Source organism: Cognatundibacterium crateris (genome assembly GCF_010078235.1).
GTDB lineage: Bacteria > Pseudomonadota > Gammaproteobacteria > Burkholderiales > Burkholderiaceae_D > Undibacterium > Undibacterium crateris.
Map to the genome: position 1 here is coordinate 212,981 of NZ_JAABOS010000009.1, position 10,826 is coordinate 223,806.

A 10,826-nucleotide genomic window follows, 5' to 3' on the forward strand; every position below is an offset into this window, starting at 1 on the left:
TGAGCATGAAATCTATCCGAAACTCGATACTGCTCACCCTGAGCTGGGTTGCCTTGCTGGCGATATTTTTTGCCCAGGTAGAAATCCAGATTGAAGGCAGCGCGGGCTGGGCCGTGAATTTGCCGACCTGGCGCATAGAACAACACTGGTTGCTCGATCTGTTCTGGGGCGGGCGCGCCATGACGGGTTACCATGCCTGGGTCTTTCCGCTGATCGCGATGTTTTTTCACTTCCCTATGTTCATGCTGCAGCAATGGTCACTGGCCTTACAGGCTCGTACGATCGCCTGCATCATCGTATTTTGGATCATAGAAGATGCGAGCTGGTTCATTATGAATCCTGCCTTTGGCTGGCATGCCTTGCGCCCGGAAAATGTACCCTGGCATCACCATTGGTGGTGGGGCTTGCCGGTCGATTACTGGCTGGGAAGCGCGGTGGCTTTTGTTTTATTCTATCTTTCGTACCGGAGAAAATGATGCGCTACGATTTGCGTACCAGCGGTCTGATGCTGACGCTGTGCCTGAGTCTGCTCAGCTGGCAGCAGAATGCCGTCGCAGCCCAGGCTGCGACTGAGGCTGCGACTAAAACGTCGCCTGCAGTTCAGCGTCCGCAACAATGGGCGCAGGCAGTTGATACTGAAGCTAACTTATTCAAAGTGAACGATCAGTTTTACCGCAGTGCGCAGATACAGGCAGAACAGCTTCCTACACTGCAAGCCCTGGGTATCAAAACGGTCGTCAGTCTGCGCGCGTTTCATTCGGATGAACAGATACTGAAAAACAGTGGCATACGCATGCAGCGTATTGGCATCAACACCTGGGATATCAACGATAACAATGTCATCCTCGCTTTGCGCACTTTGCGCAGCGCACAGCAGCAAGGCCCGGTGTTATTACACTGCCAGCACGGTGCAGACCGCACCGGCCTGATCACTGCGATGTACCGCATCCTGTATCAGTCATGGACCAAAGAACAGGCACTGGAAGAATTGACTCAGGGTGGCTACGGCTATCACAGCATGTGGAAAAACATTCCTGATTATCTGCGCCGGGTGGATATAGAAAAAATCCGTCATGGCATCAATCTGCCCTAATCCTCTCTTTATAAGTTCACTTCTTTTTCTATGAATAGTCATCGCTACCTTGTCCCGCTCCGGCGCACAATCTGCACACGCACACTGCTCGGCCTGTCCAGTCTGTTTTTGTTATGTCAAAGCAGCCAGGCAGAACAGATAGAACTGAGCAAAATCAATCACAGTGTTCAGTTGCTGGATTTAAGCAAAGCCGATAGCCGCGCTAAACGTTTTGAAGCCGCGACTTTGATGGATGCTCCAGTCACACAAGTATGTGCTGCGATTATGGCGTATGACAGCTATCCATCTTTTATGCCAAATACCAGCAAAGTCAGTGTGCTGAAACTGAATGACTCTGCCTCGCAGGTGGATTTCACACTGTCACTGCCTTTGGGTAAAACTAAAAAATACCGGCTCAGGATGACGCCTAAACAGACTGGCACTAACTGCCATCTGAGTTGGAAAATGCTGCCCTGGGAAGGCTTAAAACAGGAAGAAACCATCGCAGACACGCAAGGCTATTGGTCACTCAGCAGTGTCAGCAATGATGCGCAAAAGACGGTAGTACGCTATGTGGTGGAAACCGATCCTGGACCGGTTCCATTAGGGCTGGGCTGGATAGTCGACAGCATGAGTAAAGACAGCATCCCGAAAATGCTGGAAGCGCTGAGAACTAAATTACGCTAGTCCGGTTCGCGCCTGCATTTCAGTGCGCTGAGCTCAGAACAAAGCTCAGTTCGCTGGCGTCAGGAACAAGGCGCGCTCAGCTGCGCGTCGTTTCACCAGGCCGGGGAAAGGTTTACCATCGGCCATCACCCAGCGTCCAAATTCATCGGCAGCGCCCTGATAATCGCCCTGATTCAGTTTTTTGAGTAAGGTAGAACTCTTCAGATTGCCTATGCCCAGATTAAACGTAAAACTGGTCAAGGCACCGAACTGGTTGTCATTCAATGCCACGCTGACCACAGATGACACATCCCGGCCCGCATTCATCAAATCGCTTTGCAACAGACTTTGCGCCTGCACCATCGTAATACCTTGCGGATACAAAGCCAGCACCTGCGCCCGGTCCGCTTCGCCTTTTAAGAAACGGCCCTGAAACGTAATCGCATGACCCCAGCCTATGGTCCAGATACCAACCGGATCCAGATAGGGATCAATATTCCGCGTAGCGGAATTTCCATCTGGAATTCCTTCATACTGCTGAACCAGATCAAGCGTAGCCTGATTCACATTGCGTAGCGCCATAGTTCACTCTCCGGCTAAATTAAAAAAAATACAGAGGCGTAACGATAGCGCAGCAGGGTTACATACAAGCACTTGTTTCGCAGGGCAAATATTAACAAAAACCCATGCCCAAATGCGAAAAAATATCAACCCTCTTTCCAGAACTTTTGGAAGGCCTGACGTGCCTTACTTACCTTAGGAGCGACCACAAAAGCACAATACCCCTGCTGAGGATGCTGAGTAAAATAATCCTGATGGTAGGCTTCTGCCGGGTAAAACATGGGTGCCATCGCAAGCTCAGTCACGATAGGTGCATCCCAGTGTTCAGCCACAGCGGCTTTGACGGATTCAGCAATTGCATGCTGCTCAGGACTGTGGCTGTAAATCACGGAGCGGTATTGGGTACCAAGGTCGTTGCCCTGACGATTCAGTGTCGTCGGGTCATGGATTAAGAAAAAAATCTCCAGTATCTCGCGGTAACTGATGACGGCAGGATCAAAGCTGAGCCTGACCACTTCCGCGTGCCCGGTTTTGCCGCTACAAATTTGTTCATAGCTGGGTTGATGAACCTGTCCACCGCTATAGCCAGATTCAACGCTGAGCACGCCATGAATACGTCGGTAAACAGCGTCTAAACACCAAAAACAGCCGCCACCCAAAGTCGCTGATTCGCTCATAGTCATTTCCTCCCAATAGACGTTCTGATCTGCACTGTATGCAAATCGTCGCAAAAAATTTCCTGCCAACTATTCTGACAGACGCAGTCATTTTCTGCTTGAAGCCAGCTTCAAGCCGTCGCCGTTATTGAATTGCAGTTGATTGTGGATTGAACTTACATTCGGCAAATGACTCGCCAAATTGGCCGAGTTTGGACAGCCGTAAATATAAAAGGAATTACGCTTGGGCTGAGCCTGGATTAAGTTTGATGATGAAGCAGTTGCTGCTCAATCAGCGCAATCATTTGGCGAGGTGCCTGGTAAGCGAAACTGGGATTCAGATAGCGCCGCTTAGCGTTTATTTCCAGTATCAGGCTGGGCGGTCCACTGCTGCCCACACTGCGCTGTAATTCCTGGCGGATGCTGTTTTTTTCAGCAAGACGCAAACCTAGTTCCGCATAGCTATCCAGAAATGCTGTCTTAGAGAAATCCAATGCTTCGGCAAAACACGCCAGAACTTGCAAGTCACTTACGTCCAGTCCTTCGACATAATGCCCATTTTGAATTTTCTCCAGCATCAATAACGCCAGATTTGCAGACTGCTGACCGCAAGATAAGACCGCAATGGTGGAAGGTACAGAATGGTAGCTCAGTTCATGAGCTCGTATCATTTTACTCACATAGGCCGCGCCATACGGAACACCTGTCAGTGCAGCAATTTTTGCATCTGAATTCAGCATATGTGCGCGATATTCAGAAGAGATAAATGTAGGCTCAGGGAACAGCAAGCCGGGGTGAAACTCCATTTGCAGACGATCTTCGAAATAAGCCTGACTGGCATGTAAGAAAGGCTGCATCGCATAGCACCATCCGCATAGTGGGTCAAAAATCAAATGCAGTTTGATGCGCATACTTCTTATCTCCATGAAAACAGGATGTAAGGGATTGTAAGCAATGCAACACACTGAACATAGTGGTATTAGCGAAAATGACTTTTCTGTGTAGCGAAACAGTCTTTTTTTATTAAATTGAAAACAAGTATAAAAAAATTCTTTCTGCTATTTCCAATTATTTTGCTCTCAGCTTTGATACCATAATCAAAATAAAAGGAAACGGTGTTATGCAATTTGACAAACTACGCCGCATGGCTATATTTGCACAAGTGGTACGGTACGGTTCATTTTCGGCAGCGGCCAGAGCGCAGGATTTAACGACTTCCGTCATTAGTGCCGCAGTGACACAACTAGAGGACGAACTTGGCGTTCGCTTGCTGCATAGAACGACACGTAGTCTGTCGCTCACTGAAATTGGCCAGGAGTTTTACCACAAGTGTGCCGATATGCTGTCTACCGCAGAGGCAGCTCAAGAAATCATTCATGAACATTCGGGTGAAATCAGCGGCCGTTTAAGGATTTCCTGTGCCTCAGATGTCGCTACCAGGATCTTACTTCCAGCGCTCAGCAGTCTGATATCGACTCATAAGCAGTTGATGCTGGATATTCGCGTTTCAGACCAGATTGTTGATCTGGCAGAACATCAGATTGATCTTTCTATCCGTTCAGGTTGGCTGCGTGAGTCGGCGCAGGTTGCGCGCAAACTTGCTGAGCTGGATGAAATTTTGGTAGCAAGCCCTGCCTATTTGCGTTCTGCTGGCGTGCCGGATACCCCGGCTGAATTGATGCAAAAACACAAAATCATAGGCTTGACGAAATTCAATGATCCGCTTCAACTCAGTCTTCAGCATCTTGACGGTAGCCATGAAAAAATCAATTTGCAGGCTTTTGCGATGACGGACAGCGTGACAACCATGATTGCAATGTGTATGCGCTCCTATGCAATCGCCAGAGTACCCTCCTATACCGTAGCGGACGAAATTCAGCATGGAAGCTTAGTGCGCTTGCTGCCAGACTGGAAAATGCACGGTGGAGGGATTTTTGCAGTAACTTTAAAACGCAAACTACAACCACCGAAAGTGCAGGCTGCCATTACCGCATTAACCCGTTTTTTGGAAAACAAGGTGTGGATAGCCCCCGCATAGCACTCATAGCATTAAGACCTGACAACCCTCAGTTCCCGGCTTTACATCACTTACAAAGCATTACAAGCTAGTTGCAGCTGTAACAATAAATCCGTCTACAATGCAGAAACTTTTTTTCTGTATTTCAGGATGGTATGAACATCTCAGATATCCAAGACTGTCTGCGTAGCTTATTCCGTATACGCCAGCAACGTAGCTTGCCACCGCCAGGCCCCAAGCCGGCATTCGGTGCGACTATTGTTAATCAACAAATAAAGATCCAATTGTTTCTCCCCATCGATTATGAGCAATGGGACTGGCTGACTGGTCACGGATGGCGCACTATGGATATGCGGGAAAACCGCCGTCGTTATTTCCGTGTTCCACGTAATGCAGTTCAACGCATGTTAAGCGCGTCCAAGGAAGAGCGCGAGCATATTCATCAGCGCGTGATCAGCTATCGCTATCCACGCAGCAGACTGGAATAGCAGCATCCTGGCGACATAGGCGCGGGATCTCTGAACCGGCATTCTGAGCGGCTTGAGACTCAGGCAATCGGGCATAAAAGTTTCACTTAAAACAATATTCAAGCCTCTTGCAAGCGGGTAAAATGCCGTATGCAAAATTTTAGTGACGACGCTCACGTCCAGACCGGGGATGACCTCGCTCTGCAGACGTATTTCAAAGCAGGAATTTCACCCGACGACGTTTCCGCTGTATTCCCACTTAAACGTGCCCAGCCTGTGCTACAGGCGTTTACCGCATTGTTTCATGGTGGGTTTAATGCAGTGTTGTTGCGTCTGCTGGTGCTGCGCGAACTGGCGGCAGATGTGGAATCGCCATCTTTAACACGTGCCGATATCAATGCCAAACTGGCCTACCTTGAGCCGGAAGCACTGGAAACCGTACTATCTCGCTTGCGTGGCAATGGCCTGCTGGCCTGGGATTCCGGCGCTGGGGTTTACCGCATTACGCCGACGGCAAGAAATGTGATGGCAGCACTGGAATCCTTGATACAGGTCGAGGAGCATAATGACCAGGCCGAAATGAGTTATATGCTGACCCAGGTAGCCGGTGCACAGGCGGTGGGTGGTGTATCGGTAGAGCAGTTGCATCATTTGCTGGGGCGACTGATAGAACTGACTGAGGAATTTTCAGATGCGATCGCGTCCGGCTCAGAATTTCAGTTACGCGCAGCGCAAAAGAAATGGCATACCGCCTGCGACTGGGTAGAAAAAGGCTCTAAGATAATTCATGCCATCACCCATGATGAACGTGCTGACGCGGCAACGCACAAAGCAGCCCAGGCCATAGGACGCGCCCAAAGTGCGCTGCTGAATATGCAGGGAATGTTTTCGCGTGCATTAAATCAGATAGAACGCCAACGGGTGCATCTCGGCCAATCAGGTTTATCGACCACAGATATCAAGACCTGGCTGCTGCAAAAAGACGATCTGGCCGCACTGGCAGATCAGGCCTTGGCACATCCGGTGACGCCCCTGTTTATCACGCCGTCAGAAATGATCGATGTAGCAGAAAGTGAATTACTGAGCCACCGTGTATCAGCGCTGGCCGGTGCTTTACCGACAGGTGAAAATGCAGTTTCTATCGCTAATGACAATGACGATGCACTGCATGAACTCGATCACTGGCTGGACTTGCTGAGCAATATCGAGCCTGGTGAAAAAGGGGTTCCACTCCAGGATCTGCTACTGCCCGCCAGCTTTGCAGTTGCGTCTTACCGCGCCTCTATGCTGCCTTTACTGGGTGATCCCAATGAGTCTGCCTTGCAAGGTGCCACCGGCACACTGGCACGGCTGCCACTGATATTCCAGTCCAAAGACAAAATGCAGAAACTCAATGATGCGCAGCTCGCTGCGATTTCCATTGCCAGTCTGGTCGCTGCGCCACGCGCCGACGATACACCAACTGCAGCCTCCCCTATTCAGGAAACACCATGACTGAAGATGTACAAATTCTGATTGCGCGACTGCTCGCGCATCAAACTTTGCGCCGTGAAGACAAACTGGTTAAACGCGCTTTGTCCGATGAACTGTTCCGCGTAGAACTGGATACACGGCTCAAAGCCTGTGGCATGAAATTTGTCGATAATGTGTATGCTGACCATGTAACGCTGGCGCTCACTCGGGATAGTGAATCCAAAGTATTCGGCACCAAAGACACCTGGCAAAACAATAATTTTGGTCTGGCCCGCGATGGCGTCGCCTTACTTGTCGTGTTGTGGTCGCTGATCATCTTACCGAAACGTGAGCGGCAAGAAGCGCATCAGCTTGCAGAAGAAGATCAGAACGATATGTTCGGCAAAGAGAAACCTTTGCCACGTGCAGAAGATACTTCTATCGGTATTTCTTATCGTGCTTTGCTGGCCGATTTCGGCGACAAACTGGGCAAGAAAACCCGCATGGATATGAATCTCGGTCAACTGGTCAGGCTGGGCTTTGTCGAGAAAAAAGCGGATCTGATTGTGGAAGGTCCCTTGCTCGATCTGCTAATGGATACCGACACCCTGAAAGACCGCATCATCAATGGTGCACTCTCGGATATTTTCCATATCCCGGTAGCGCGCACCCCGGCAACGATAGTAGCTAATGCCGGTCAGGTTGCCAACACCGATATGTCTGGCCCAACCGATACAGAAGAAAATTAAGCACCATGTTTCATATCAAATCACTTGAGCTGGTTCATTGGGATTACTGGCAACGTATTAAGAATATCCCGCTGGATGCAAAAATCATCACTATTGCAGGCCAAAACGGATCAGGGAAAACAACGCTGCTGGATGCCTTACGCACCTTGTTTGGACTGGAATGTTCGATGGGCCGCTCGTATAAACATTATGCACGCCATTCTGGCCAGCAAACCGCATGGTTGCGCGCTGTAGTGGATAACAGTGCGGTTGGTCCACAGATTTCTAACCGTCCCTTCCGTCTGTCCGGTCTGTATGAAGATGAAGTCACGCTGTTCTGCAAGATAGAAAAAAATGGCGGTGACTGGAAGCGCCAGTATCTGATGCGCGGCGGTAAAGTCGACATCGAAGACATCATTGATGCCAATGACTGGCTGGGTGTGGAAAGTTATCGCAAACGTCTGTCGCATGCCGGCTTATCTAATGCGATGGGCAAAGTACTCGCGCTGGAGCAAGGTGAAACCGATAAATTGTGTGAGTATTCTCCGCGCCAGTTACTCGACCTGGTGTTTCAGGTATTCGGTGATAAAGAAGTCCTGGATGCCTATGATGATGCGAAACATCATCAGCAGGATACTGAACTGGAATTGCAACGATTTGAAACTGAGCTGGAAGCGGCTAAAACCAATTTGGAAGGCTTACGCCTCAAAGTCGCGAACTATCATCAATACGAGAGTCTGAACAAAGAAAAACGCGACTTGCAGGAAGCGATTTTACCTACCTTGCAATATCACGAAGATCTGGCGAAAGCAGCGACCACCAGTGATTCACTGCGTGCCTCACGCCGCTTTCTGAAAACGCAGGATGAGGCGCTGTCAGGTCGTCGCCAACAATTAGCGCAACAGGCACAATTACTGAGCGAAGCCAAACAGGCCGAAACTACGCTGGAAGCTGAGGAAGGGGCGCTGCGTGAAAAACTGCAGCAGATTAATGCAAAACTCAAGCCCCAGGAAAGTCTGCTCGAACAGAAAACCCGTCTGCAAAAGCTGGCGGCTGAAGCGGATGCCGATGTCGCGCACATAGCCAACGATCTGGAAAACAAAGAAGCCAGTCTGTCCCGCCTCAAGCAGGAACGTGACACCTTAAATCAGCGCATCGCGAGTGACATGGATACGATCGCTGCGCTGCAGGGTAAGTCTTCCATGCCAGAGCCTGAAAATGTCCGGCAAATGCGGCGTGCACTGTCGGAAGCTGATATCGCACACTGCATGCTGACCGATATCGTAGAGGTCACAGAACCCAAATGGCAGGCCGCCATCGAAGGTGTGCTGCGCGCCTATACCTCAGTCATTTTGTTGGATAAGGCCAGTGATGCCAGCGCTGCTTATCGTATCGGTGAAAAACAAAAATATAATCACTTTATCGTACCGGAACGCATCAGTGCGCCTGTCGTCAAAGATAAGAGCCTGCTCTCTGTAGTCAACTTCACCGCTCAGGCACCCGCCTGGCTGATCGAGCAATTACAGCGCATCGTCACAGTCGATTCTATTGACAGCGGCATGAAGCTGGCACGCCAGCAAGAATGGATCACACCGGATGCCTATCATTTTGAACGACGTGGTGGCCGCTCTTTATTTGTCGAAGTCTCACGCTACCGCTTTGGTAATGCAGGCCGCAGCCAGCGACTCGAAGCGCTGTTAAGAGCCCTGCCACGCCTGCAATCGCAGGAAGATGTGCTGACGATGCAAATCAGTCAGCTGGCTGGAGAAATCAGCGCCTATAAAGCGCGTCTGGCAGGCGTGGATGCGGCAAAAGAGCTCAGTGCACGACATGCTGAATTCGAAGAAGCAAGCCGCAATACTCAGCCTTTGAAACAACAAAGGATAGAGGTTGGTAGCCGTCTGGGTGAAATCGCTCCACTGTTGAAAGCCGCGACAGAGCAACGCTCGGTGGCACAATTGAAGTGGGAGCAGGCAAAAGCAGCCATCGCGGATGCCGAAGCGCAAAGCCGCACGCTGGAAAAACGCCACACTGAAGAACGTCAGCATCACTTCGATACTTTACGCCAGATGCGGCAGACCTGGAACAATCTGCCTGCTGCCTGGAAGCGTAGCAGCCATCGCCACGAGCTGGTTGCTGAACATGAGAATGTCCACCAGGTTGAACTGCGTATCCGTAGTCTGAGCAATAATCTGGCGCGCGATGACTGGGAAACAGATGCGACTGTGGTCGATCAGTTCACCCGTCTGCAAACCTTGTTACAGGGACGTCAGGCAGAAACGGATGAGCGCCGCTATCAGAATAACCGCGCGATAGAAGCCACGATCAATGCGCGTGCGGCCTATATGGACAGACTGCGTTACACCATCAAAGCGTATAGCAAAAATATACGCCAGCTGGGTGAGTTGGCCGGTATTGAAGTACACACCGATCCTGTGAAACTGGAAAACGATGATATCCAGCTCGCTCAAGCCGGTTTGCATGTACGCTTTAAATTCGATGGCAAAGGCCCAATAGGCATGAATGACGGCGAAGCCTCCGGTGGTCAGCAGGTGATGAAGTCGCTGATATTACTGATAGGTCTGTTGAAGTCAGAAGATGGCTCGGGTGGCTTTGTGTTTATCGACGAACCTTTTGCGCATCTGGATATCCGTAATATTCAGCTGGTTGGTGAATTCCTTAAAAACACCGATGCACAGTATTTGATGACCACCCCGTTGACACACAATACGGATGTGTATGACCCTTCGGAACTGACACTGATCACCAGTAAAAAGAAAAAAGAATCGGAGTGGGCGCAGCCTATCTTTGTATTACAGCGCAAACAGCGGGCTCATTGAGTTTGCTGTGTGATCGCTTTTAATCAGCCTTACAAGTCCTGTGCAAACCTAATCAAAATACACAAATTAAGATCCTTCAGTAATAATAAAGGGAGAACGCGCGAGCGTTCTCCCTTTGTTTTTGATCTTTGATCTTTGGTTTTTAGCTCAGCTGCNATCTTTGATCTTTGGTTTTTAGCTCAGCTGCTTGCTGCAGCATTGCCTCCGTCACTTGTATTGGGCTGCTCCGTATGTGCCTGGCGCATCGGTGTGCCGCTAACTGCCAGCGTGTATGCTGTTCGTCAAATCTGAACCTTAAAAGCTTAAAGCAAAGCGCAGAGCGCATGAAGCAAAAGCAAAAGCAAAAGCAAATCACAAAGCCCATAAA

11 protein-coding genes are annotated in these 10,826 nt (G+C 49.8%); 8 read left to right on the forward strand and 3 right to left on the reverse strand.

Annotated features, from left to right (window positions below; genetic code table 11):
* Positions 1 to 5: 5 nt before the first annotated feature.
* From EYB48_RS16410 to EYB48_RS16420, 3 genes are all read left to right on the forward strand, one after another.
* Positions 6 to 476: a hypothetical protein gene (locus tag EYB48_RS16410; RefSeq protein ID WP_162021452.1), complete on the forward strand. Its 471-nt coding sequence runs from the start codon at positions 6 to 8 to the stop codon at positions 474 to 476.
* Entirely contained in the window at positions 473 to 1,093 is a 621-nt protein-coding gene (locus EYB48_RS16415) for a dual specificity protein phosphatase family protein (RefSeq protein ID WP_202927812.1), read from the forward strand. The genes EYB48_RS16410 and EYB48_RS16415 overlap by 4 nt, the downstream gene beginning before the upstream one ends.
* Before the next feature lie 108 nt (positions 1,094 to 1,201).
* On the forward strand, positions 1,202 to 1,759 hold the full coding sequence (locus EYB48_RS16420) for an SRPBCC family protein (protein ID WP_235935211.1): 558 nt from the start codon (positions 1,202 to 1,204) through the stop codon (positions 1,757 to 1,759).
* 45 nt (positions 1,760 to 1,804) lie between these two features.
* Here EYB48_RS16420 and EYB48_RS16425 read toward each other — a convergent pair whose 3' ends face one another.
* The 3 genes from EYB48_RS16425 to EYB48_RS16435 all read right to left on the reverse strand — a co-directional run bounded on the left by EYB48_RS16425 (position 1,805) and on the right by EYB48_RS16435 (position 3,866).
* Positions 1,805 to 2,320, reverse strand: coding sequence for a lysozyme (locus tag EYB48_RS16425; RefSeq protein WP_162021454.1), 516 nt, complete (start codon positions 2,318 to 2,320; stop codon positions 1,805 to 1,807).
* 125 nt (positions 2,321 to 2,445) lie between these two features.
* Positions 2,446 to 2,976: a peptide-methionine (S)-S-oxide reductase MsrA gene (gene msrA / locus EYB48_RS16430; protein ID WP_408058335.1), complete on the reverse strand. Its 531-nt coding sequence runs from the start codon at positions 2,974 to 2,976 to the stop codon at positions 2,446 to 2,448.
* Between the two features lie 239 nt (positions 2,977 to 3,215).
* On the reverse strand, positions 3,216 to 3,866 hold the full coding sequence (locus tag EYB48_RS16435; protein WP_162021455.1) for a hypothetical protein: 651 nt from the start codon (positions 3,864 to 3,866) through the stop codon (positions 3,216 to 3,218).
* Between the two features lie 209 nt (positions 3,867 to 4,075).
* Between EYB48_RS16435 and EYB48_RS16440 the strand changes: the two genes are divergently transcribed.
* The 5 genes from EYB48_RS16440 (at position 4,076) to EYB48_RS16460 (ending at position 10,459) form a co-directional block, all read left to right on the forward strand.
* Positions 4,076 to 4,993 (forward strand): LysR family transcriptional regulator, encoded by a 918-nt coding sequence (locus EYB48_RS16440; protein ID WP_162021456.1) that lies wholly within the window; start codon positions 4,076 to 4,078, stop codon positions 4,991 to 4,993.
* Between the two features lie 134 nt (positions 4,994 to 5,127).
* Complete coding sequence (locus tag EYB48_RS16445) at positions 5,128 to 5,460, forward strand: hypothetical protein (RefSeq protein ID WP_162021457.1); 333 nt, start codon at positions 5,128 to 5,130, stop codon at positions 5,458 to 5,460.
* Between the two features lie 129 nt (positions 5,461 to 5,589).
* On the forward strand, positions 5,590 to 6,933 hold the full coding sequence (locus EYB48_RS16450; protein ID WP_235935213.1) for a hypothetical protein: 1,344 nt from the start codon (positions 5,590 to 5,592) through the stop codon (positions 6,931 to 6,933).
* The gene (locus EYB48_RS16455) at positions 6,930 to 7,640 is read left to right on the forward strand and encodes a hypothetical protein (protein WP_235935214.1); all 711 of its coding nucleotides are present in this window, start codon (positions 6,930 to 6,932) and stop codon (positions 7,638 to 7,640) included. Before EYB48_RS16450 ends, EYB48_RS16455 begins: the two co-directional genes overlap by 4 nt.
* Positions 7,641 to 7,645: 5 nt before the next feature.
* Positions 7,646 to 10,459, forward strand: a complete 2,814-nt coding sequence (locus tag EYB48_RS16460; protein ID WP_162021458.1) for an ATP-binding protein — start codon at positions 7,646 to 7,648, stop codon at positions 10,457 to 10,459.
* The last annotated feature ends 367 nt before the right edge of the window (positions 10,460 to 10,826 follow it).

What these genes read in the sequence shown, in the direction of transcription:
- EYB48_RS16450 (WP_235935213.1), top strand. Translation starts at nt 5,590, where the DNA reads ATGCAAAATTTTAGTGACGACGCTCACGTCCAGACCGGGGATGACCTC.
- EYB48_RS16460 (WP_162021458.1), top strand. Translation starts at nt 7,646, where the DNA reads ATGTTTCATATCAAATCACTTGAGCTGGTTCATTGGGATTACTGGCAA.
- EYB48_RS16415 (WP_202927812.1), top strand. Translation starts at nt 473, where the DNA reads ATGATGCGCTACGATTTGCGTACCAGCGGTCTGATGCTGACGCTGTGC.
- EYB48_RS16445 (WP_162021457.1), top strand. Translation starts at nt 5,128, where the DNA reads ATGAACATCTCAGATATCCAAGACTGTCTGCGTAGCTTATTCCGTATA.
- EYB48_RS16435 (WP_162021455.1), bottom strand. Translation starts at nt 3,866, where the DNA reads ATGCGCATCAAACTGCATTTGATTTTTGACCCACTATGCGGATGGTGC.
- EYB48_RS16440 (WP_162021456.1), top strand. Translation starts at nt 4,076, where the DNA reads ATGCAATTTGACAAACTACGCCGCATGGCTATATTTGCACAAGTGGTA.
- msrA (WP_408058335.1), bottom strand. Translation starts at nt 2,976, where the DNA reads ATGAGCGAATCAGCGACTTTGGGTGGCGGCTGTTTTTGGTGTTTAGAC.
- EYB48_RS16410 (WP_162021452.1), top strand. Translation starts at nt 6, where the DNA reads ATGAAATCTATCCGAAACTCGATACTGCTCACCCTGAGCTGGGTTGCC.
- EYB48_RS16425 (WP_162021454.1), bottom strand. Translation starts at nt 2,320, where the DNA reads ATGGCGCTACGCAATGTGAATCAGGCTACGCTTGATCTGGTTCAGCAG.
- EYB48_RS16455 (WP_235935214.1), top strand. Translation starts at nt 6,930, where the DNA reads ATGACTGAAGATGTACAAATTCTGATTGCGCGACTGCTCGCGCATCAA.